The following is a 20,516-nucleotide window of genomic DNA, read 5'->3' on the forward strand; positions in this document are numbered from 1 at the left end:
GGGCGGGCGGCCGGGACTCAGGCGAGGTCGAGGGTGTCGCCCGGGCCCGAGCGGGCCGACGCCGCCGCGAGCGTCATGCGGCGCGCGTGGTGGCGTCGGCACAGGACCTCGTACGCGACCGTCCCCGCCGAGGCGTCCACGTCGCCGACGACGACCTGCTCGCCCTCCACGACCATCCGTCCGTCCACGGTGCGCGCGTTGTGCGTGGCGCGCGCCCCGCACCAGCACAGCGCCGGGACCTGGAGGGTCTCGACGCGGTCGGCGAGCTCGACCAGGCGCGCCGACCCGGGGAACAGGCGGGTGCGGAAGTCCGCGAGGATCCCGAACGCGTACACGTCGATCCCGGCCTCGTCGACGAGCCGGGCGAGCTGCTCGACCTGCTCGGGCGCGTAGAACTGGGCCTCGTCGCACACCAGGTAGTCCACGTGCCCGGTCCGGGACCGCGCGTCGGACACGACGGCCCAGAAGTCGGTGGCGTCGTCGACCTCGTCCGCGTCGACCTCGAGCCCGAGCCGGGAGGACAGGCGCGCCTGCCCGGCACGGTCGTTGCGCGTGAACAGCAGCCCGTGCCGTCCACGTGAGGCGTGGTTGTGGTGGGTCTGCAGCGCGAGGGTGGACTTGCCGGAGTCCATGGTGCCGCTGAAGAAGACGAGCTCGGCCACGGGTGGTGGTCCTCTCAGGTCAGGTGGACGACGAGCGGGATCCGCATCTCGGCGGGCGTGAGCGACCCGTGCATCCCGACGAGCGTGAGGCTCGCGGGCGTCTGGGTGCGCGAGTCGACGATGCTCGCGCGGCCCGTCGCGGCGACGACCACGTCCCCGATCACGGGCAGCGCGTGCGGGGCGACGTCCCCGAACAGGCCGGCGGGGACGACGTCGTCGCGCACGCCCACGAGAGCGGCGTCGCCCAGGTGCGCGGACCAGCGGGCGGCGACCGCCCGCGCGTCGGCGCCGGGCTCGAGGTACAGGTGGCTCGCGCGGGGCTCGCCCCCCACGAGCGCCACGTCCGCCCGGAGCACCGGGTCGGTCGCGACGTCCCAGCGGACGGCGGGGTCGACGTCGACCATCCCGTGGTCCGCGGTGACGACGAGCAGCGTCCCCGCGGGCAGCGACCGCGCGAGCAGCGACAGTCCCGCGTCGAGCTCCTCGAGCGCGTGCCCCCACGCGGCCGACCGCCAACCCTCGTGGTGGCCCACCTTGTCGACGTCGCCCCAGTACAGGTAGACGAGTCCGGGCGAGCGCAGGGCCCGGGCGGCGACCCGGACCCGGTCCGCGAGCGCCTCGGCGCCCTGGTAGGTGCCGCCGCGCAGGGCGGCGAGGGTCATGCCGGAGCCGGCGAAGCGGGCGGGGCCGACGGACGTGACGGGCAGTCCGCCGGTGGCCGCGGTCTCGAGGAGCGGGGTCTCGCGCTGCCAGGTGCGGGGGTCGGGGGCGCCCTCCCAGGACACGAGGGTCGCGAGGTCGCCCGTGGCGGGGTTGCGGACGGTGTAGCCGAGCATGGCGGTGCGTCCGGGTGGGGCGCCGGTGCCGAAGGTGCCGATCGCGGCGGCGGTGGTCGAGGGGTAGGTGGTGGTCAGGGGCCGGGCGGCGGCCGGGTCGCTGAGGCGGGGGCGCAGGAACGAGGCGTGCCCGGCGCGTTCGCGCAGGTTCTCCCAGCCGAGCCCGTCGACGAGGACGACGCATGCGCGGGTCGCGGCGGGCAGGCCGAGCCGGGCGGTCGCGGCGGGGTCGGCGCCGGCGCAGTCGCCTGCACCGGACCCGGCGAGGGCGCCGAGCACGCCGGGCAGGACGGCGTCGATGCTCGCTCCCCCGTACGACGGCGTCACGAGGGTGTCGGGCGCGACGTCGCGCGGGACGTCGGCGGACGTGTCGGCGAGGGCCGCGAGGACGGGGAGGAGGTCGGCCATCAGCGGGCGGTCGCGGCGGACAGGACGCGGGCGAACCGGGCGGCGCGCTGGACGGCCTTGGCGCCGTCGGCCTCGGCGCTGACGCGGACGACGAGGTCGTCGGGCAGGAGCTGGCCGGTGAGGCCGTGGTCGGCCTCGCAGGTCGGGTCGGCGCACTGGGCGGGTTCGAGGTCGACGCGCTGGACGCCGCCCCAGCCGATCGCGAGGGTGAGCTCGGCGGGGGCCTGGCCGGCGCGGTGGGTGTCGGGGCGGGCGACGACGTGGGTGAGGGAGACGGAGCTGACCGAGCGCAGGGGGACGGCGTCGGAGGTTGCGACGGCGCTGGCGGCGGGGTGCTCGGAGTCGGCGGGGTGGTCGTCGACGTGGACGGTGACGAACCGGGTGGGGGTGAGCGCGAGGACGGTGACGTGGCGGCGGATCTCCTCGCCGTCGAACGTGGTCTCGGCGTGGACGAGGTGGGCGACGAGGTCCTCGTCGGCCACGGCGACGTCGACGACGTCGTCGACGAGCTGCGGGTAGTAGCCGGCCCGGACGAGCTGGGCGGTGAGGTCGGTTCGGGGTGAGGTGGCGGGCTGCGGCACCCGGTCATTCTCGCACCGCGGGTCGACCCGTCACCGAAGTGGTCCTCCGCGCGGGGTACCTCGCGAGGGAGGCGCGGTGACCGGCTACGTGGCGGGCCCGGAGAGCATGGGCAGGGCGCGGCGCAGGGCGTCGACGCGGCGGGGCGGGGCGAGGGTGGCGCGGGCCCCGAGGACGGCGAGCCCGTGGGGGGCGACGACGACGGGGGCGAGCTCGAGGCTCGCGATCTCGGGCAGGTCGTCGGCGAGCACGGACACCCGCCCGACGAGGTCCTCGAGCGCGGTGACGTCGACGCCGGGGGCGCCGCGGTACCCGAAGAGGCGGGGTGCGGCGCGGACCCGCCGGATCATGGCGGCGACGTCGACGTCGGTGAGGGGCGGGACGCCGTAGGCGATGTCGCCGAGGAGGTCGACGGCGTCCCCGGACAGTCCGAAGGACACCACGGGCCCGTAGAGGGGGTCCTCGCCGCTGCGCACGACGCACGCGACGCCGGCCTCGGCCATCCGCTGGACCTCGAACGGGGGTCGGCCCTCGGCGAAGGCGCCGGGGCCGAGGTTGTCGAGGATGGTCGCGCGCAGGGTGTGCAGGCCGGCGCGGACCTCGTCGTCGCTGGTGACGTCGAGCCGCACGCCGCCGAGGTCGGCGCGGTGGCGCAGCGCCTCGCTGGTCGCCTTGAGGGCCACGGGGTAGCCGAGCGCGCGGGCGGCGGCGACGGCCTCGTCGGCGTCCTCGACGGGGGTGGCGGGCCAGAGGGTGACGCCGTAGCAGGCGAGCAGGCGCGCGAGGTCGGGCGCGGGCAGCGGACCCGGGGCGGCGGACTCGACGATGTCGCGCGCGGCGTCCCGGTCGGCGTCCGGGTAGGCGACGTGGGTGCCGTGGTCCTCCGCACGCCAGCGCGCGTACCGGGCGACGGCCGCGACGGCCCACACGGCGTCCTCGGGGGTGGAGTAGGCGGGCACGCGGTGGGTGACGCCGTCGGGCGTGGTGTGGGTGAAGGCGTCGGTGAGCCCGTGGAAGCCGACGGCGCTGACGAGCGTGGGCCGGCCCGACGCCGCCGCGCGCGCCGCGAGCTCCCCGGCGAGCCAGGCGAGGTCCACCCGGACGGTGGGGACGTTGACGGCGACGACGACGTCGCAGGCGCCGTCGGCGAACACGACGTCGAGGGCGGCGCGGATCCGGTCGGGGCTCGCGTCCTCGCGCTCGACGGAGGCCCGGCACGCGACGACGAGCCCGGCGGCCTCGGCGGCGTCGGCGACGGCGGAGACCAGCGACGGCGAGCTCCCGACGATCCCGACCCGGCGCCCGGCCGGCAGGGGCTGGTGGGCGAGGAGCTGCGCGAGGTCGACCATCTGGTGGGTGTTGTCGGCGCGGATCACCCCGGCCTGGCGCATGATCTCCTCGAGCGCGCGGCGCGGGACGTGCCCGCGGCGCACCGCGTGCCCGGGCGGTGCGAAGCCCCCGGACTGCCCGGCAGCGACCACGACCACGGGCTTCGCCGACGCGAGGCGGCGCGCGATCCGGGAGAACTTGCGCGGGTTGCCGATCGACTCGAGGGACAGGCACGCGACCGCCGTCGACGGGTCCTCGGACCAGAACTGCATCATGTCGTTGCCCGACACGTCCGCGCGGTTGCCCGCGGACAGGAACGTGGAGACCCCGAGCCCGCGCCGGCGCACCGTCGCGAGGAGCGTGACCGCGGTCGGCGCGGACTGGCAGAACAGGCCGACGGTGCCGTCGGGGGGCGGGTCGGTCGCGAGGGACACGTCGATCCGGTAGCCCGGCGTGCGGCGCAGCAGCCCGTAGGAGGCGGGGCCGATCACGCGCATCCCCGCCGTGTGCGCGCGGCGCACGAGCTCGAGCTGACGCACCAGCCCGTCCGGGCCGAGCTCCGCGAACCCCCCGGACAGCACCACGAGCCCCCGCACGCCGCGCCGCGCCAGGGCGGGCACGATCGCGAGCACCTGCTCGGGCGCGAGGGCGAGCACCGCCAGGTCGTACGGCCCGGTCGCCGTCTCGAGGCGGTCGTGGAACGCGACGCCCGGCAGCGCCTCCCCCGCCTCCCGGCCCGTCCCGACGACGTCGAACGTCGCGTCCCCCGGGCCCGCGAGCGCCCCGGTGACGACGGCGTCGGCGAAGCGGCGCTCGACGGCGTCGGCGGGCAGGGCGGGTGACGTGACCACGAGCACGGCGTGCGCGTCGAGGAGGGTCTGCATCGAGCGGGCCTCGGCGCGTCGTTCCCGGTCGGCCATGACCTCGCGCGACCGCTCGGTGGGGTCGAGGTCGACGCTCACGGACACGACGCCGTCGTCGACGCGCTGGGAGACGTCGTACCCGGCCTCACGGAAGACGGCGAGCATGCGGCCGTTCTGGGGCAGGACGTCGGCGGTGAAGCGTTCGACGCCGCGCTCGCGGGCGGCGGCGGCGATGTGCTCGAGGAGGACGGACCCGAGGCCGCGGCCCTGGTGGGCGTCGGCGATGTTGAACGCGACCTCGGCCTCGTGGGGGGCGGTGCGGTCGAAGCGGGCGACGCCGATGATCTCCTCGCCGAGCGGGCTGTCGTCGCCGTCGGGGGCGTCGTCCGCGGGGTTGCCGCCGCCGGTGGGCGTGGAGGCGACCGCGATGAGGGCGACCCGGTCATGGTGGTCGACGTGCGTGAACCGGCGCAGGTCCCGGTCGGACAGGCGCTCCATCGCGGCGAAGAAGCGGAGGTACACGGACCGCTGCGACTGGCCGACGTGGAAGCGTTGGAGGGCGTCGGCGTCGGAGGGGCGGATCGGGCGCACGTGCGCGGTCGTCCCGTCCCGCAGGACGACGTCGGCCTCCCATTCCTCCGGGTAGGGCGGGGCGGCGGGCTCGCTCACACCGGAAGCCTAGAACGGGTGCTGCGTCCTCGCCGTGAGGGAGCGCACACCGGTTCCGGTGGCGGGATGCCGTCGGACACCCCGCCACGCGAGAGACTGGGGTGTCCGTCCCCCCCGACCTGCGAGGTGCCGCCCGTGATCGAGATCCTCAGCCCCGTCGAGCTGGAGCGCGCCCAGGACGCCGGCGCGCTCGTCGGCCGCATCCTGCAGACCGTTCGTGACCGGTGCCGGGTCGGCACCAACCTGCTCGAGATCGACCGGTGGACCAAGGAGCTGATCGACGACGCCGGCGCCGTGTCCTGCTACGTCGACTACGCGCCGTCGTTCGGCAGCGGGCCGTTCGGGCACTACATCTGCACGTCCGTCAACGACGCGGTGCTGCACGGGCTCCCCCGCGACTACGCGCTCGCCGACGGCGACCTGCTCACCCTCGACCTGGCGGTGTCCCTGCACCGGATCGTCGCGGACTCGGCGGTGAGCTTCGTCGTCGGGCAGGACGCGCACCCCGAGGACCTGGCGATGATCGACGCGACCGAGCGCGCGCTCGCCGCGGGGATCGCCGCGGCCCGGCCGGGCGCGAAGGTCGGGGACCTGTCGCACGCGATCGGCGCCGTGCTGACGGACGCCGGGTACTCGGTGAACACGCAGTTCGGGGGGCACGGGGTCGGCTCGACGATGCACCAGGACCCGCACATCGCGAACGCGGGGCGCCCCGGGCGCGGGTACACGCTGCGGCCGGGGCTGCTGCTCGCGATCGAGCCGTGGGTCATGGCGGACACCGACGAGCTCGTGACCGACGCCGACGGCTGGACCCTGCGCAGCGCGACCGGCGCCCGGACCGCGCACAGCGAGCACACCGTCGCGATCACCGACGACGGCGCCCGGATCCTCACGCTGCGGCCGTAGCCGCGCGCGACGGTCCTCAGGCGCGCGAGTGGACGGTGATCACGTAGCCGTCGGGGTCGCGGAACGCGAGCTGGAGCCCGAACGGGCCTTCGGCCGGCTCCTGCACCACGGGCACGCCGGCGTCGACCAGGCGCCCGTGCAGGCCGTCCACGTCCGGGGCGTGGAACCAGAGGCCGACGCCCGCTCCCAGCGTGCCGAGCGCGTCGAGGTCGACCCCCGGGAACGGCTCGCGGACGGCGAACGCGACGCCCGACCCGGACGCGAAGACGACGGCGCCCGGGTTGGTCGCGGGCAGCCGGGTCAGGCCGACCGTCTCCTCGTAGAAGCGCGCCGACGCCGCGAGGTCCCTGACCTGGAGGGAGACGAAGTCGGGTCCTGTCGTCGTCATGACGGCTCCTCTCGTGGGGGCGGCCGGGGCGGCCGAGCCAGTGTCAATACACTGACACTCGCGTCACCGATGTGTCAAACTGTTGACATGCCCGGACCTGACGGCCCGACCACTGCCGAGGAGCTCGGCGTGCTGGTCAAGCAGACCCAGTCCGTCCTCCACCTGCGCATGGACGACGCGCTGCGCCCGTTCGCGCTGCGCGTGCCGCAGTACGCGTGCCTCCAGGCGCTGGCGGACGACCCCGGCAGCACCGGCTCCGAGCTCGCCAGGCGTGCGTTCGTCTCGCGCCAGTCCATGAACGTCCTCCTCCAGGGGCTCGAGGGACGCGGCCTCGTCGAACGCTCCGCGGACCCCGGGCCGCGCCGCGAGCGCACGACCACCCTCACGCCGCAGGGGCGCGACGTCGTCGACCGGGCACGCGGAGCCGTCGCGGAGGTCGCCGACGCCATGGTCGCGCCGCTCTCCCCCGCCGACCGCCCCCGCCTGCGGACGCTCCTCGTGACCTGCCGGGACGCGCTGCTCGCCGGCGAGGGCTCCGCAGGCGGCTGACCCGCGCGCCCCGGCGGGCCGTGCACGGGAGCGTGGGTGGCGTGCGCGACAATGGCGCCCATGGCCCGTTCGTCCCGCTCCGGCTCCCGCGCCGCTCCCGACCCCTCCGAGCCGTTCGTCGAGAAGATCGTCGACATCGACGTCTCGGCGGAGATGGAGGGGTCCTACCTCGAGTACGCGTACTCGGTCATCTACTCCCGGGCCCTGCCCGACGCCCGCGACGGCCTCAAGCCCGTGCAGCGCCGCATCCTGTTCCAGATGTCGGAGATGGGCCTGCGCCCCGACCGCTCGTACGTGAAGTCGGCGCGCGTCGTCGGCGACGTCATGGGCAAGCTCCACCCGCACGGCGACACCGCGATCTACGACGCGCTCGTCCGCCTCGCGCAGGACTTCGCGCTGCGCCTGCCGCTCGTGGACGGGCACGGGAACTTCGGCTCGCTCGACGACGGCCCCGCCGCCCCCCGGTACACCGAGGCGCGCCCCGCTCCCCCGGCCACCGCGATGACGACGGGCCTGGACGAGGACGAGGTCGACTTCGTCCCGAACTACGACAACAAGCTCATGCAGCCCGAGGTGCTGCCCGCCGCGATCCCGAACCTGCTGGTCAACGGGGCGTCCGGGATCGCCGTCGGCATGGCCACGAACATGGCGCCGCACAACCTCGTGGAGGTCGTGGCCGCGGCGCAGCACCTCGTGGCGCACCCCGACGCGGACCTCGAGGCGCTCATGCGGTTCGTGCCCGGGCCGGACCTGCCGACGGGCGGCAAGATCGTCGGGCTCGAGGGCATCCGCGACGCGTACCGCACGGGGCGCGGGTCGTTCAAGACCCGCGCGACCGCGAAGATCGAGTCCCTCACGCCCCGCAAGCGCGGGATCGTGGTGACCGAGCTGCCGTACATGGTCGGGCCGGAGCGCGTGATCGAGAAGGTCCGCGAGGGCGTGCAGGCCAAGAAGCTCCAGGGCATCTCCGCGATCACCGACCTCACGGACCGCGAGCACGGGCTGCGGCTCGTGATCGAGGTCAAGACGGGCTTCAACCCCGACGCGGTGCTCGAGCAGCTCTACCGGCACACGCCGATGGAGGACTCGTTCGGCATCAACAACGTGACGCTCGTCGAGGGCCAGCCCCGCACACTCGGCCTGCGCGAGCTGCTCACCGTGTGGGTCGGGCACCGCATCGACGTCGTGCGCCGCCGGTCGCAGTTCCGGCTCGGCAAGCGCCGCGACCGCCTCCACCTGGTCGAGGGCCTGCTCCTCGCGATCGTCGACATCGACGAGGTCATCGAGGTGATCCGTTCCTCCGAGGACGCCGGGATCGCCCGCGCGCGCCTCATGGACGTCTTCGACCTGTCCGAGCCGCAGGCCACCTACATCCTCGACCTGCAGCTGCGCCGCCTGACGAAGTTCAGCCGGATCGAGCTCGAGAAGGAGCAGGACGAGCTCAAGCGCGAGATCGACGAGCTCGAGGCGATCCTCGCCGACGAGCAGCGCCTGCGCGGCGTGGTCAGCGACGAGATGGGCGAGGTCGCCCGCCTGTACGGGACGCCGCGGCGCACCATCCTCCTCGACTCCGCGGGGGCCGGGGTGAGCGGGGCGACCGGCGTCGCACCCGCCGTCGGGACCGGGCGCGGCGCGAAGGCGCCCGCGCTGAGCCTCGAGGTCGCGGACACGCCCTGCCACGTCCTGCTCTCGGCCACGGGCCTGCTCGCCCGCACGTCCGACGACGCGGCCCCGTCCCGCGAGGGCGCCCGGCACGCGCACGACGTCATCCGGTCCGTGGTGGGCGCCACCGCGCGCGCCGACGTCGGGGCCGTGACCAACCGGGGTCGCGTGGTCCGGGTGTCCGTGCTGGACCTGCCCTCGCTCCCGCCGACGCAGGGCGCGCCGAGCCTGTCGGGCGGGGTGCCCGTGACCGAGGTCGCGGCCCTCGAGCCCGGCGAGAAGGTCCTGGCGCTCGTGGCGCTCGCCCCCGACGCCCCGACGCTCGCGCTCGGCACCAAGGCCGGCGTCGTCAAGCGGGTCGCGGCCGGTGACGTCCCGAACAAGGACGTGTTCGACGTGATCGGGCTCAAGGACGGCGACGAGGTCGTGGGCGCGGCGGCCGTCGCCGACGGCGACGAGCTCGTGTTCGTGTCCTCGGACGCGTCGCTCCTGCACTTCGCCGCGTCGTCGGTGCGACCCCAAGGCCGGGCGGGCGGCGGCATGGCCGGCATCAAGCTCGCCGCCGGCGCCGAGGTCGTGTTCTTCGGCACCGTGGCCGCGCACGTCCGCGACGGCGACGGCAGCAGCGAGGGGCTCGCGGGCGCCGTCGTCGTGACCGTCGCCGGGTCGTCCGACGCGCTGCCCGGCACGCAGACCGGCTCCGCGAAGGTCACCCCGTTCGAGCTCTACCCCGGCAAGGGGCGCGCCACCGGTGGTGTCCGCGCGCAGCGGTTCCTGCGCGGCGAGGACGCGCTCATCCTCGCGTGGGTCGGGGCCGCGCCCGCACGCGCCGTCGGGTCGGGCGGGCAGCCGCTCGACCTGCCCGCGCCCGACGCGCGCCGCGACGGCTCCGGGCAGCCCCTCGCCGCCCCCGTCGCGGCGGTGGGCTGAGGACGGCCGTCGTCAGCGCGCGTCGGTGCCGACGGGCTCCTCGATCCCGAACAGCCGACGGGCGTTGCCGGCGGCGAACCCGTCGCGGGCGTCCGCCGACGGGAACGCCGTGAGGAACTCCGCGACGTCCGTGGCGCTGGGCCGCTGGAACGGGTAGTCCGTGGAGAACAGCAGCCGGTCCGGGGTCGTGACCTCGAGCACGTGCCGCAGCAGGGCGGGGTTCAGCATGCCCGAGCTCGTGACGTACACGTTCTCACGCAGGTAGTCGGCGACCGGCCGCTCCAGCCCCGCGATGCGGCCCAGGCTCGCGACCCGGTCCTGCCAGAACAGCAGCAGCTCGCCCCAGTGCCCGAGCACGAGCTGCAGGTCCGGGTGCCGGTCGAACGTGCCGGCCACGACCAGCCGCAGCGCCGACAGCGCGGCCTCGAGGTGCCAGCCCCACCCGAACGTGGCCAGCCCGAGGCTCGTCAGGTCGTCGAACCCCCCGTACGCGGCGTCGCGCACCGGCTTCGGCGGGACCTGCGGGTGCAGGAAGACCGGTGCTCCGAGCGCCGCGGCGGTCGCGAAGAGGTCGTCGAAGCGCGCGTCGTCGAGCGGGACGTCGCCCACCCGTCCGTAGACCATCGCGCCGACGAACCCGAGCGCGCTCGTCCGCTCGAGCTCGGCGACCGCGGCGTCCGGGTCGGCCATCGGGAGCGTCGCGAAGGCGCGGAACCGGGTCGGGTGACGCGCGACGGCCCCGGCCGCGACGTCGTTGGCGAGCCTCGCCAGGGGCACCGCGACCGCGGCGTCGAGCGGGTGGGTCCCGGGCGGCGCGAGCGACAGGACCTGGACGTCCACCCCCTGGGCGTCCATCGCGGCGATCCGGGCGTCGTCGAGGTCGTTCAGCCGCTCGAGGTTGTCGCCCGTCTCGTCGAGGACGATGCTCGGGTCGGCGCGCTCGGCGGGCAGGTCGCGCACCGCGTCGGTGAGGGCGGGCAGGTTCCAGTGCTCTTCGATCGCGATCAGGCCCATCGGGCGGCTCCTTCGTCGAGGTGGTCGTTCATGTGCCGGTCGTCACGGCCCTTCTCGTGCCCGGCCGGGCGGCGCTCACCGACCCGTGGGGACGAGCCGCAGGGTGCTGCTCGCGCTGGCGGCCGTCACCATGGATCCCGCGCCCGGTCCGTACCTGTCGCGGTAGGCCGCGTCGACCGCCGTCGTGAGCTCGGTGTCGCGGGCGCCGACGTCCTCGACCGCGACCCCGACCTCCGCGGCCTGCGGGGCACCGAGCCGGACGCGGGCCCGGCGTGAGCGCAGCACGCCGCCGTACCAGCCCGTGTCGCGGCGGTGCCACGTGCGGATGTAGGCGTCGGCACCGACGCGCACGACCCAGACCGTGACCCAGGGACCGGTGCCGCCGTCCGGATGCTCGACGGCGAGCTGCAGCTCGCGGGTGCCGTCCAGGAGGCGGAGCTCGTCGGAGGACCAGACGCGGCCCGTCACCACGGGACGACGCCGTCGCGGTCGAACAGCCCGCCGGTCGGCCCGTCGTCGGGCAGGGTCGCGAGCCGCACCGCGGCCTCGGCGCCCTCCCGCGGGGTGCTGGTGCCGGCGAAGCCGTTGAGGTCGGTGGCCACGTAGCCCGGGCACGCGCCGTTGACCTTGAAGCCGGCGCCCGCGAGCGCCTTGGCGTACTGGATGGTGACGGCGTCGAGGAGCGTCTTCGACGGCGCGTAGACGCCGTCGACCCCGCCGAGGTCGACGCCGGGCGTGGTCTGCAGGGTGAGCGAGGCGACGTGGCTCGACTGGTTCACGATGCGGGGGTGCGCCGAGCGGCGCAGCAGGGGGAGCATCGCGTTGGTGACACGGACGGCACCGATCACGTTGGTGTCGAGCACGGCGCGCAGGGCGTCCGGGGCGACGGTCGTGGGGTCGGCCGGCCACGGCCCCGCGATCCCCGCGTTGTTGACCAGCACGTCGAGCCGTCCGAAGCGTTCGTCGAGCGCACGGGCGGCGGCGGCGACCCCGGCGTCGTCGGTGACGTCGAGGGGGACCCCGAACGCGTCGACGCCGTCCGCGCGCAGCGCGGCGACCGCCTCGTCACGTCGGTGATCGTCGCGGGCGCCGACACCGACGGTGAATCCGGCCGCGCCCAGCCCGGCGGCGATCTCGTACCCGATTCCCTTGTTCGCGCCGGTGACCAGCGCGATCTGCTGCGAGCTCATGCCGTCCATGCTGGCGCGCGGCCGGCCGGGGACCAACACCATCTGCGCCGCGGATCGATACCCTCCGAGCATGAGCGCGTCCTAGCATGGCCGGGTGGAGACCAGGGAGCTGCGCTACTTCGTCGCCGTCGCCGAGGAGCTGCACTTCGGCCGGGCGGCCGAGCGGCTGGGGATGACGCAGCCGCCGCTGTCCCGCACGATCGCCCGCCTGGAGCGCCGGCTGGGCGTCGCCCTGTTCGAGCGCACGAGCCGGAGCGTCACCCTGACGGGGCCCGGCACGGTCCTCCTGGCCGAGGGGCGCCAGATCCTCGGCGCGGTGGCCGCGGCCGAACGGCGCGCGCGACAGGCGGCGACGGGCGGCGCGGGCCTGGTGCTGGGCGCCAAGGCCGGGGGCTCCGGCGACCTGGTGCGCAAGCTTCTCGACGCCTACGCCGCCGAGCCCGGAGCCGTCCCGGTCGAGGTCCGGCTGTGCGAGGCGCAGCCCCAGGTGCTGCTGCACCGTGGCGAGGCCGACGTGGCGCTGCTGCACGAGCCCTACGAGTCGACCGCGGGCCTCGACACCGAGGTGCTGCGCTCCGAGGGGCAGATCGTCGTGCTCCCCTCGGCCCACCCGCTGGCCGGTCGGGCGGAGGTGCGGCTGGCCGAGATCGCCGCCACGCCCGACCCGCCGCTCGCACGCTGGCCCAACGTCGACGGGTACGCCGAGGGTCCGGGCGTCGAGGTGCACAGCCTCACCCAGCTCTACGAGATGATCGAGCTGGGCAGGGCCGCCTCGATCCTGCCGGAGTCGTGCCGGGCCGACCTCCGGGACGGCGTGGTCGCGGTGCCCGTCGTCGACGCGAGCGCCGTGACCACCGTGATCGCCTGGCCGCCGCACAGCCGTTCGACGGCCGTCGCCGACCTGATCCGCACCGCGTCCCGGCTCTGACGGGACGGCTGCGCCGGCGCCCGCCGGGGCACCCGGCTCAGCCCGCGAGCGTCCCCGACGCCTCGACGGAGCCGCCGCCCACGGCCACGAACCGCTCGGGGCGGACCGCGACGATCACCCGCACGTCGGCGTCGGGGATCGGGTAGACGTTGCCGTAACGCTCCTGGAGCGACCGGTAGAAGGAAGCCTCGGCGTCGTCCGGGGTGATCGACTCGACGCGCCCCCGCAGCTCCAGGTAGCGGTACCCGTCGTCGGGGTCAGCGATCGACAGCGCGACCCGCGGCTCGTGCTCCAGGTTGCGGAACTTCTGCCGGGTCGAGGTGTGCGTGAACCGGACGAGCTCGCCGTCCCAGTCGAACCACATGACGCTCGACTGCGGCGCGCCGTCGGGGCGGATCGTGGCGAGGTGGGCGAACAGGGGACGGCCGAGGAGGTCCGCGTGCGACGCGGGCAGCGTGGTGGGCATGGCGCCACCCTAGGCCGCGGCCGGTCGCACCGCCGCTGATGACGCCCCACCCGGGTGGTCACGGCAGGGACAGGATCCGCGGTCACGGCACGACTAGCGTGCACACGTCCGCGAGGACACGCACCGACGACAGGAGCAGATGATGGCGACGATCGCGATCACCACGGCCAACCTCGAGGAGCAGCTCGCGAAGCGCGGACTGCTCCTGCTCGACTTCTGGGCCGACTGGTGCGGGCCGTGCAAGGCGTTCGCGCCCGTCTACGAGGCGCTGTCCGAGGAACGCCCGGACGTCATCTTCGGGAAGGTCGACACCGAGGCCGAGCCTGGGCTGGCCGCCGCAGCGGGGATCCACGCCATCCCGACGCTGGCCGCGTTCAAGGACGGCACGCTCGTCTTCTTCCAAGCCGGCGCCCTGCCGAGGCCGGCGCTCACCGACGTCGTCGAGCAGCTGTCCGCGCTGGACGCCGACCAGGTCCGCGCCGCCGCGAAGGCGCACCCGGACCATGCCCCCCACCTCATGCCGGAGTGACCGACCATGACCACACCACCTGTCTCCCGACCCGTGACGAGCCCGTTCGGCGCACGGACGACCGCCATCGAGGTCGTGGCCGGACTCGACCTGACCGGCAAGCAGATGATCGTCACGGGAGGGGCGTCCGGGCTGGGAGCGGCCACCGTCGACGCGCTCGCCCGCGCGGGGGCGGCGGTCACGGTCGCGGTCCGCGACCCGGACGCCGTTGCCCCGGCCTCGGAGAGCGGGCTGCCCGTGCGGGTGGCGCAGCTCGACCTCGTCGACCTCGACTCGATCGCGCGGTTCGTGGACGGCTGGACGGGGCCCGTCGACGCGCTCGTCGCCAACGCGGGCGTCATGGCCGTGCCCGACCTCAGGACCACCTCCACCGGCTGGGAGCTGCAGCTCGGCGTCAACTTCCTCGGCCACTTCGCCCTCGCCCTCGGCCTCCACGATCGGCTCGCGGAGGCCCGGGGCCGGGTCGTCGTCGTCAGCTCCGGCGCGCAGCTGCGCTCGGGGGTCGACCTGGACGACCTGAACTTCGAGTCACGCCCGTACGACCCGTGGGTCGCCTACGCGCAGTCGAAGAGCGCCGACGTCCTGCTCGCCGTCGGGATCGCGCGCCACTGGGCCGCCGAAGGGATCACGGCGAACGCCTGTGCACCCGGGTTCATCCACACCAACCTCCAGCGCCACGTCCCGCCCGAGGCGATGCGGGCCATGGGCGTCCTCGACGACGACGGGGCGCTGATCCACCCCCCGCACTACAAGACCCCCGCCGAGGGGGCCGCGACCGCGGTCTTCCTCGCCACGTCCCCTCTCGTCGCCGGTGTCACCGGCGCCTATTTCGAGGACGGTCAGGAATCGTCCGTCGTCGAGGGCGGCACTGACGCACCGGGCGGGGTGGCCGCCTGGTCGGTCGACCCCGTGCGCGCGGACGCGCTGTGGGACCGCGCGCAGGACGCCGTGGCCGGCCATGTGGGTGGTCACGTCGGGGGCAGGAACTAGCCCACGACGGCTCCTACCGTCGGGTCGTGGGTGCCGCCCGGCCCCACGACCCGACACCTCGAGGAGACCGAGACATGACTGACATCACCCTGGACCAGGCACTCGTGGTCCTCGACGCGGCCCGGACCAAGGCCGACGAGACCGGCGTACCGTCGACCATCTCCGTGCTCGACGCAGGGGCGCGGACGGTCGCCACCGTCCGCCAGGACGGCGCACCGCTGATCTCCGTGGACTCGAGCCTGGCCAAGGCCCGCACCGCGGTCTTCTTCCAGAGCCCGACGGCGGCGCTCGTCCCCGCGGTCCAGCCCGGCGCACCGCTGTACACGCTGGGCGACGCGACGGCGGAGCAGCTGACGTTCCTCGCGGGCGGACGGCCGATCGTGGACGCGCAGGGGAACGTGATCGGCGCCGTCGGGTCCGGCGGAGGAACCCCCGACCAGGACGACGTGATCGCCCAGGCCGCGGCCGGGGCCCTGAACCTCTGACGACACCCGCGACGTCGGCCAGGACCGGCTCCTGGCCGACGTCGAACCTCATCCGGAGACGAGGCCTGATCCTCATGACCCGACTCACCGTCCGCTCCACGCGGGTACGGGCCGTCACGGTCCCGCTGAACCGGCCGATCACGGCCGCGATCGGCCGCTTCGACACCTGGCCGCTGGTGCTCGTCGACGTCCAGTTCGCGGAAGGGGTGACCGGGCGCAGCTACGTCGCCCCGTACCGTGCCGGGGCGCTCCCCTCGATCGGCAAGGAGATCGTCGACGTCGCGGCGCTCGTGCGCGGCACGCCGGTCGCTCCCCTCGACGTCGCCGACCGCTCCGCCGGTGCGCTGAACACCATCGGCGAGGCGGGGGTGTCGACCATCGCCCGCTCGGCACTCGACATGGCCTTGTGGGACGGTCTCGCCAAGGCGCACGCGGTTCCGCTGGTCGAGCTCCTCGGCGGCTCGGTCGGGACGTTCCGCGCCTACAACAGCAACGGGCTGTGGCGCCACGACCCCGACACCCTGGCCGAGGAGGCCGTCGAGCTGATCGCCGAGGGTGGGTTCCGCGCTCTGAAGCTGCGGCTGGGACATGACCGGCTCGCCGACGACCTCCGCGCGATCCGAGCCGTCCGCGACGGCGTCGGCGACGAGGTCGACCTGATGGTCGACTTCAACCAGTCGTTCGGGCTGGGCGACGCACGCCGCCGTCTGCACGAGCTCGACGACCAGGGCCTCTACTGGTTCGAAGAACCCGTCGACTACAGCAACGTGCACGGTTGCGGCGAGCTCGCGCGCACGACGCGGACACCGCTGCAGATGGGCGAGAACTTCTACGGTCCCCGCGACCTGTACGACATGGTCCGGGCCGGCGCCACGCAGTATGCGATGGCCGACCTCGAACGGATCGGCGGCGTCACCGGCTGGATCCGCACCGCCGGGCTTGCCGCGGCCGCGGGCGTCCAGCTCTCCAACCACTTGTACCCGGAGTTCGCCGTGCACCTGCTGCGTGCTGCTCCGACCGCGCACTGGGCGGAGTGGGTCGACTGGGCCGCACCGGTTCTGGCGGACCCCCTCGTCCCGCGTGACGGTCGCCTCGCCGTGCCCGACCGGCCAGGTGCGGGGATCGCCTGGGACGAGCCTGCCGTCGCCCGATACCTGGTCCATGAGGAGACGGTGCCGTGACCGTACGCGATGGGTGCCATCGCCAGGGGCACGATCTCTCGACCGCGGATTCGTAGCGTCGAGGCAGCACGCGGAACGTGCACGGACACGGGACGAAGGAGAGCACGATGAGCACACCGACCCCCCTGGGCTCGTGGGTGGGCGACGACTACGAGGTCGTCGCCGGGATCACCAGCACGATGCCCACCGGCTTGACGGTCAGCGACGACGGACGGGTGTTCGTCTCGTTCCCCCGCTGGGGCGACGACGTCCCCTTCACCGTCGCGGAGATCGTCGACGGCCAGCCGGTCCCGTACCCGGACGCCGCCGTCAACGCCTGGGCGGACGACGACGCACGAAACCACCTCGTGTCCGTCCAGAGCGTCATCGTGGACCCGAACGGGTCGCTGTGGCTCCTGGACACCGGTGCCCCCAGCTTCGACCCGTTCGTCCCAGGAGGACCCAAGCTCGTCCAGGTCGACCTGGCCACCGACACGGTCGTGCGCGTCATCGAACCGTCTCGCGAGGCCGTCACGGAGACGACCTACATGAACGACGTCCGGTTCGACCTCTCCCGCGGTGAGGCCGGCTACGCGTACATCACCGACTCCCAGCCCGTCGGGGCGCTCATCGTCGTGGACCTCGCGACCGGGGAGTCCTGGTCGAGGCTGCGTGGCCATACCTCGACCCAGGCCGTCGACCAGTTCCGCGCCGTCGTTCAGGGCGTCGTCCGCGAGGGGTACCGGGTCGGCGCCGACGGCATCGCGATCAGTGCGGACGGCTCGCGCCTCTACTACTGCCCGCTGTCGAGCCGGCGCCTGTACTCGGTGGACACGGCAGCCCTGCTGGACCGCGACCTGTCCGAGGACCTGGTCGCCGCGACGGTGACCGACCACGGCGACAAGGGCGCGTCCGACGGGATGGAGTCCGACACCGACGGGAACCTCTACGTCACCGCGTACGAGCACTCGGCCGTGCTGCGGCTCGGAGCGGACGGCAGCTGGTCCACGGTGGTGCACCGGCCCGAGCTCCTGTGGCCCGACACCCTCGCCCTCGCCTCGGACGGCTACCTGTACGTCAGCGTCAACCAGCTCCCCCGGTCGCCGCTGTTCAACGGCGGGGTCGACGACCGCGTCCCGCCCTATCTGATCATCCGCGCCCACGTCGGCGCATCGCCGATCCGTCTGAAGGGGGCCACCTCATGAGGTCCGTCGTCCACTACGCGCCCGGCACCGCCGACGTGCTCGAGCTCGCCGACAGGCCGGTCCCCGAGCCTGGCCCCGGGGAGGTGCGCGTGCGCATCGTGGTCTCCGGGGTCAACCCGACCGACGTCGACGCCCGACGCCGCGGGGCGGGCACCGGTCAGCGCTTCGCGGAGCCGCACGTGCCCGGGCAGGACGGTGCGGGCGTCGTCGACGCCGTCGGCGACGGCGTCACCTCGCTGCGCGACGGCGATCACGTCTGGGTCTGGGACGCGGCATGGCAGCGGACCGAGGGCACGACCCAGGAGTACGTGGTGCTGCCCGCGCAGCAGGTCGTGGCGCTGGCGGGCGGCGTGAGCCTCGACGTCGGCGCCTCGCTCGGCATCCCCGCGCTCACGGCGCACCGCGCCCTGACGTCGTTCGCCGAAGGTCCGACGGAGCTGGCCCCCGGGATGCTCGACGGCGTCACCGTTCTCGTCCAGGGCGGAACCGGCGCCGTCGGGCACGCGGCCGTGCAGCTAGCCGTCTGGGCCGGTGCCAACGTCATCACCACGGTCAGCAGCCCCGAGAAGGCCCGGCTCGCGGCCGCGGCCGGTGCGCACCACGTCGTCGACTACCGGGCCACCGACGCCCACGACGAGATCAAGGCACTCGCGCCCGACGGTGTGAACCTGATCGTCGAGGTGAACGCGCACGCCAACATGCCCACCGACCTGTCGGCGATCGCCCCGCACGGGGGGATCTCCCTCTACACCCCGGGAAGCGGCGGCGTGACCAGCTTCGCGTCACGGCAGGCGATGACCAAGAACGTCCAGGTGTCGTTCATCCTCACCTACACCACCACGCCCGCCCAGAAGGCGGCGGCGGTGCGTGCGGTGTCCGCAGCGACCGCAGCGGGTGCGCTCGGAGTCGGGGAGGACCACGGTCTGCCGCTGACCCGGTTCGCGCTCGAACACGCCGCAGACGCACACCTTGCCGTCGAGCGGCACGTGACCGGCAAGGTCCTCATCGACGTCACCCCGTAGCCGGGCACCACCCGCGGCCCGGTCCCACCCTCCACGAAAGGCCAATCCGATGCCCCTCGCCCAGATCTCTCCCGTCATCCTCAGCCTCGAGACCGCCCACCAGGCCACCGCCGCCGCGATCGAGAAGGTCGAGGAGATCGGTATCCCCTACACGCTCACCGTCGTCGACGGCGCGGGCAACCTCGTGCACCTGACTCGCCAGGACGGAGCCGCGATCGCGTCCATCGACACCTCCGTCGCCAAGGCCCGCACCGCCGTCTACTTCGGGGCCACGACCGCGTCGCTCGCGGGCGCGGTCGCCGACGGCGGTCCGCTCGCCACCATCCAGACGTCCACCACCGTCCCCCTCGCGTTCGTGGCGGGCGGCGTCCCGATCCTGGACGAGGCCGGCGTCGTCGTGGGCGCGTTCGGCGCCGGCGGCGGGTCCCCCGACCAGGACCACGAGGTCGCACTCGCTGCCGCTGCCGCCGTGACCGCCTCGATGGCCTGACCATGACGACCGCGCCCGAGCTACGCCCCGCCGACCTGGCCGCCGGCTTCACCCACGTCGGCCACACCGACCAGGGCGGGCGCCCCGACGCGATGCAGGTCCAGTACTGGAACCGGCACGTCTACGTGGGTCACCTGTTCAGCGGCGGGTTCTCCGTCGTCGACGTGACGGACCCCCGCCACCCGACCCCCGGTGTGTTCGTCCCGGCTCCGGAGCGCACCTGGAACATCCACCTGCAGGCCGCCGACGACCTCCTGCTCGTCATCCACGCGCGCGACCTGTGGAAGACCCTCGACGTCGAGCAGAACTACTACCAGGGCTCCGTCGGCACTCGTCTGGCGGGCGCCGAGCAGGACTGGAGCGCTGGCGTCGCGGTCTACGACATCTCGGCCCCCGCCGATCCGCGACCGATCGCTTTCCTGCCGGTCGACGGCATCGGGGTCCACCGGCTGTGGTTCACCGGGGGCCGCTACGCGTACGCGTCCGTCCTGCCCGACGGCTTCACCGACTACGTCCTGCGCGTGATCGACCTCGCCGACCCCGCCCACCCGCAGTGGGCCGGAGGGTACTGGCTGCCAGGGATGAACACCGCCGCCGGTGAGAAGCCGACCTGGGACACCGACCGGTGGCGGTACGCGCTGCACCACGCCATCGTCGCGGGCGACACCGCGTACGCGTCCTGGCGTGACGGTGGCCTGACGATCCTGGATGTCAGCGACCGCGCCGCGCCGACCCTGGTCTCCCATCGCAACTGGTCCCCGCCCTACGGGGGCGGGACGCACACCGCCTTGCCCCTGCCCGGGCGCGACCTGCTCGTGGTGGCGGACGAGGCGACGGCCGACGACCTCGCCGACGGCCTCAAGCACGTATGGGTCTTCGACATCCGCGAGCCGGAGAACCCGGTGAGCATCGCGACGTTTCCCACCCCTGCCGAGGACGACTACGCGAGCAAGGGGCGGCATTTCGGCCCCCACAACCTGCACGAGAACCGCCCCGGGAGCTTCGTGTCCGAAGAGCTCGTCTTCGGCACCTTCCAGAACGCGGGCGTCCGGGCGTTCGACCTCACCGACCCCTACGCACCACGGCAGGTCGCCGCCTTCGTCCCGGGCGCCCCCGAGACGGTCGTCGACCCCCGGCCCGGCGGCCGCCCCGTCGTGCAGACCGCCGACGTCTACGTCCGCGACGACGGCATCACGTTCATCACCGACTACAACGGCGGGCTCGACGTGCTCGAGTTCACCGGCAAGGAGTGAGCG

21 protein-coding genes are annotated in these 20,516 nt (G+C 74.2%); 12 read left to right on the top strand and 9 right to left on the bottom strand.

The window, feature by feature from the left end:
• Positions 1-17 precede the first annotated feature (17 nt).
• From KDY119_RS09820 to KDY119_RS09835, 4 genes are all read right to left on the bottom strand, one after another.
• Positions 18-662, bottom strand: coding sequence for a thymidine kinase (locus KDY119_RS09820; RefSeq protein WP_036949993.1), 645 nt, complete (start codon positions 660-662; stop codon positions 18-20).
• A 14-nt stretch (positions 663-676) separates the two neighbouring features.
• Positions 677-1,906 (bottom strand): alkaline phosphatase family protein, encoded by a 1,230-nt coding sequence (locus KDY119_RS09825; RefSeq protein WP_153022258.1) that lies wholly within the window; start codon positions 1,904-1,906, stop codon positions 677-679.
• Positions 1,906-2,487 (bottom strand): DUF5998 family protein, encoded by a 582-nt coding sequence (locus KDY119_RS09830; RefSeq protein WP_036949991.1) that lies wholly within the window; start codon positions 2,485-2,487, stop codon positions 1,906-1,908. The genes KDY119_RS09825 and KDY119_RS09830 overlap by 1 nt, the downstream gene beginning before the upstream one ends.
• A gap of 84 nt (positions 2,488-2,571) precedes the next feature.
• Positions 2,572-5,346 carry a GNAT family N-acetyltransferase gene (locus KDY119_RS09835; protein WP_153022259.1) on the bottom strand — a complete coding sequence of 925 codons (2,775 nt, stop codon included), beginning with the start codon at positions 5,344-5,346 and terminating at the stop codon, positions 2,572-2,574.
• Positions 5,347-5,481: 135 nt separating this feature from the next.
• On the opposite strand from KDY119_RS09835, the gene map reads away from it, so the two are divergent.
• Entirely contained in the window at positions 5,482-6,252 is a 771-nt protein-coding gene (gene map, locus KDY119_RS09840) for a type I methionyl aminopeptidase (protein WP_036949988.1), read from the top strand.
• A gap of 16 nt (positions 6,253-6,268) precedes the next feature.
• On the opposite strand, the gene KDY119_RS09845 is transcribed toward map, so the two are convergent.
• Positions 6,269-6,640: a VOC family protein gene (locus tag KDY119_RS09845; RefSeq protein ID WP_036949987.1), complete on the bottom strand. Its 372-nt coding sequence runs from the start codon at positions 6,638-6,640 to the stop codon at positions 6,269-6,271.
• A gap of 87 nt (positions 6,641-6,727) precedes the next feature.
• On the opposite strand from KDY119_RS09845, the gene KDY119_RS09850 reads away from it, so the two are divergent.
• Complete coding sequence (locus KDY119_RS09850) at positions 6,728-7,189, top strand: MarR family winged helix-turn-helix transcriptional regulator (protein ID WP_051136522.1); 462 nt, start codon at positions 6,728-6,730, stop codon at positions 7,187-7,189.
• Between the two features lie 60 nt (positions 7,190-7,249).
• Positions 7,250-9,781: a DNA gyrase/topoisomerase IV subunit A gene (locus tag KDY119_RS09855; protein WP_153022260.1), complete on the top strand. Its 2,532-nt coding sequence runs from the start codon at positions 7,250-7,252 to the stop codon at positions 9,779-9,781.
• Positions 9,782-9,793: 12 nt separating this feature from the next.
• Here KDY119_RS09855 and KDY119_RS09860 read toward each other — a convergent pair whose 3' ends face one another.
• The 3 genes from KDY119_RS09860 to KDY119_RS09870 form a co-directional block, all read right to left on the bottom strand.
• On the bottom strand, positions 9,794-10,795 hold the full coding sequence (locus KDY119_RS09860; RefSeq protein ID WP_153022261.1) for an amidohydrolase family protein: 1,002 nt from the start codon (positions 10,793-10,795) through the stop codon (positions 9,794-9,796).
• 75 nt (positions 10,796-10,870) lie between these two features.
• Entirely contained in the window at positions 10,871-11,266 is a 396-nt protein-coding gene (locus KDY119_RS09865) for a DUF2255 family protein (protein ID WP_051136520.1), read from the bottom strand.
• On the bottom strand, positions 11,260-11,985 hold the full coding sequence (locus KDY119_RS09870) for an SDR family oxidoreductase (RefSeq protein WP_036949985.1): 726 nt from the start codon (positions 11,983-11,985) through the stop codon (positions 11,260-11,262). The genes KDY119_RS09865 and KDY119_RS09870 overlap by 7 nt, the downstream gene beginning before the upstream one ends.
• Positions 11,986-12,079: 94 nt before the next feature.
• Here KDY119_RS09870 and KDY119_RS09875 point away from each other — a divergent pair, with 94 nt between their 5' ends.
• On the top strand, positions 12,080-12,913 hold the full coding sequence (locus tag KDY119_RS09875) for a LysR family transcriptional regulator (protein ID WP_153022262.1): 834 nt from the start codon (positions 12,080-12,082) through the stop codon (positions 12,911-12,913).
• A gap of 37 nt (positions 12,914-12,950) precedes the next feature.
• Here the strand turns inward: KDY119_RS09875 and KDY119_RS09880 are convergent, their stop codons facing one another.
• Positions 12,951-13,379: a PPOX class F420-dependent oxidoreductase gene (locus KDY119_RS09880; protein ID WP_036949982.1), complete on the bottom strand. Its 429-nt coding sequence runs from the start codon at positions 13,377-13,379 to the stop codon at positions 12,951-12,953.
• A gap of 142 nt (positions 13,380-13,521) precedes the next feature.
• On the opposite strand from KDY119_RS09880, the gene KDY119_RS09885 reads away from it, so the two are divergent.
• From KDY119_RS09885 to KDY119_RS09920, 8 genes are all read left to right on the top strand, one after another.
• Complete coding sequence (locus KDY119_RS09885; RefSeq protein ID WP_036950826.1) at positions 13,522-13,908, top strand: thioredoxin family protein; 387 nt, start codon at positions 13,522-13,524, stop codon at positions 13,906-13,908.
• A gap of 6 nt (positions 13,909-13,914) precedes the next feature.
• Complete coding sequence (locus KDY119_RS09890; protein WP_227994284.1) at positions 13,915-14,898, top strand: SDR family NAD(P)-dependent oxidoreductase; 984 nt, start codon at positions 13,915-13,917, stop codon at positions 14,896-14,898.
• Between the two features lie 74 nt (positions 14,899-14,972).
• Positions 14,973-15,383 (top strand): GlcG/HbpS family heme-binding protein, encoded by a 411-nt coding sequence (locus tag KDY119_RS09895; protein ID WP_036949980.1) that lies wholly within the window; start codon positions 14,973-14,975, stop codon positions 15,381-15,383.
• A gap of 74 nt (positions 15,384-15,457) precedes the next feature.
• Positions 15,458-16,564 (top strand): enolase C-terminal domain-like protein, encoded by a 1,107-nt coding sequence (locus tag KDY119_RS09900; protein WP_036949976.1) that lies wholly within the window; start codon positions 15,458-15,460, stop codon positions 16,562-16,564.
• Between the two features lie 107 nt (positions 16,565-16,671).
• Positions 16,672-17,748 carry an SMP-30/gluconolactonase/LRE family protein gene (locus tag KDY119_RS09905; protein WP_036950819.1) on the top strand — a complete coding sequence of 359 codons (1,077 nt, stop codon included), beginning with the start codon at positions 16,672-16,674 and terminating at the stop codon, positions 17,746-17,748.
• Positions 17,745-18,770 carry an NADPH:quinone reductase gene (locus tag KDY119_RS09910; protein ID WP_036949974.1) on the top strand — a complete coding sequence of 342 codons (1,026 nt, stop codon included), beginning with the start codon at positions 17,745-17,747 and terminating at the stop codon, positions 18,768-18,770. The genes KDY119_RS09905 and KDY119_RS09910 overlap by 4 nt, the downstream gene beginning before the upstream one ends.
• Positions 18,771-18,819: 49 nt before the next feature.
• Positions 18,820-19,260, top strand: a complete 441-nt coding sequence (locus KDY119_RS09915; protein WP_153022263.1) for a GlcG/HbpS family heme-binding protein — start codon at positions 18,820-18,822, stop codon at positions 19,258-19,260.
• 2 nt (positions 19,261-19,262) lie between these two features.
• Positions 19,263-20,513: an LVIVD repeat-containing protein gene (locus KDY119_RS09920; protein ID WP_051136519.1), complete on the top strand. Its 1,251-nt coding sequence runs from the start codon at positions 19,263-19,265 to the stop codon at positions 20,511-20,513.
• Positions 20,514-20,516 lie beyond the last annotated feature (3 nt).

The sequence above is a fragment of the Luteimicrobium xylanilyticum genome (genome assembly GCF_009429125.1).
Taxonomy (GTDB): Bacteria; Actinomycetota; Actinomycetes; order Actinomycetales; family Cellulomonadaceae; genus Luteimicrobium; species Luteimicrobium xylanilyticum.

What these genes read in the sequence shown, in the direction of transcription:
- KDY119_RS09825 (WP_153022258.1), bottom strand. Translation starts at nt 1,906, where the DNA reads ATGGCCGACCTCCTCCCCGTCCTCGCGGCCCTCGCCGACACGTCCGCC.
- KDY119_RS09845 (WP_036949987.1), bottom strand. Translation starts at nt 6,640, where the DNA reads ATGACGACGACAGGACCCGACTTCGTCTCCCTCCAGGTCAGGGACCTC.
- KDY119_RS09850 (WP_051136522.1), top strand. Translation starts at nt 6,728, where the DNA reads ATGCCCGGACCTGACGGCCCGACCACTGCCGAGGAGCTCGGCGTGCTG.
- KDY119_RS09855 (WP_153022260.1), top strand. Translation starts at nt 7,250, where the DNA reads ATGGCCCGTTCGTCCCGCTCCGGCTCCCGCGCCGCTCCCGACCCCTCC.
- KDY119_RS09860 (WP_153022261.1), bottom strand. Translation starts at nt 10,795, where the DNA reads ATGGGCCTGATCGCGATCGAAGAGCACTGGAACCTGCCCGCCCTCACC.
- KDY119_RS09870 (WP_036949985.1), bottom strand. Translation starts at nt 11,985, where the DNA reads ATGAGCTCGCAGCAGATCGCGCTGGTCACCGGCGCGAACAAGGGAATC.
- KDY119_RS09880 (WP_036949982.1), bottom strand. Translation starts at nt 13,379, where the DNA reads ATGCCCACCACGCTGCCCGCGTCGCACGCGGACCTCCTCGGCCGTCCC.
- KDY119_RS09885 (WP_036950826.1), top strand. Translation starts at nt 13,522, where the DNA reads ATGGCGACGATCGCGATCACCACGGCCAACCTCGAGGAGCAGCTCGCG.
- KDY119_RS09890 (WP_227994284.1), top strand. Translation starts at nt 13,915, where the DNA reads ATGACCACACCACCTGTCTCCCGACCCGTGACGAGCCCGTTCGGCGCA.
- KDY119_RS09895 (WP_036949980.1), top strand. Translation starts at nt 14,973, where the DNA reads ATGACTGACATCACCCTGGACCAGGCACTCGTGGTCCTCGACGCGGCC.
- KDY119_RS09900 (WP_036949976.1), top strand. Translation starts at nt 15,458, where the DNA reads ATGACCCGACTCACCGTCCGCTCCACGCGGGTACGGGCCGTCACGGTC.
- KDY119_RS09905 (WP_036950819.1), top strand. Translation starts at nt 16,672, where the DNA reads ATGAGCACACCGACCCCCCTGGGCTCGTGGGTGGGCGACGACTACGAG.
- KDY119_RS09910 (WP_036949974.1), top strand. Translation starts at nt 17,745, where the DNA reads ATGAGGTCCGTCGTCCACTACGCGCCCGGCACCGCCGACGTGCTCGAG.
- KDY119_RS09915 (WP_153022263.1), top strand. Translation starts at nt 18,820, where the DNA reads ATGCCCCTCGCCCAGATCTCTCCCGTCATCCTCAGCCTCGAGACCGCC.
- KDY119_RS09920 (WP_051136519.1), top strand. Translation starts at nt 19,263, where the DNA reads ATGACGACCGCGCCCGAGCTACGCCCCGCCGACCTGGCCGCCGGCTTC.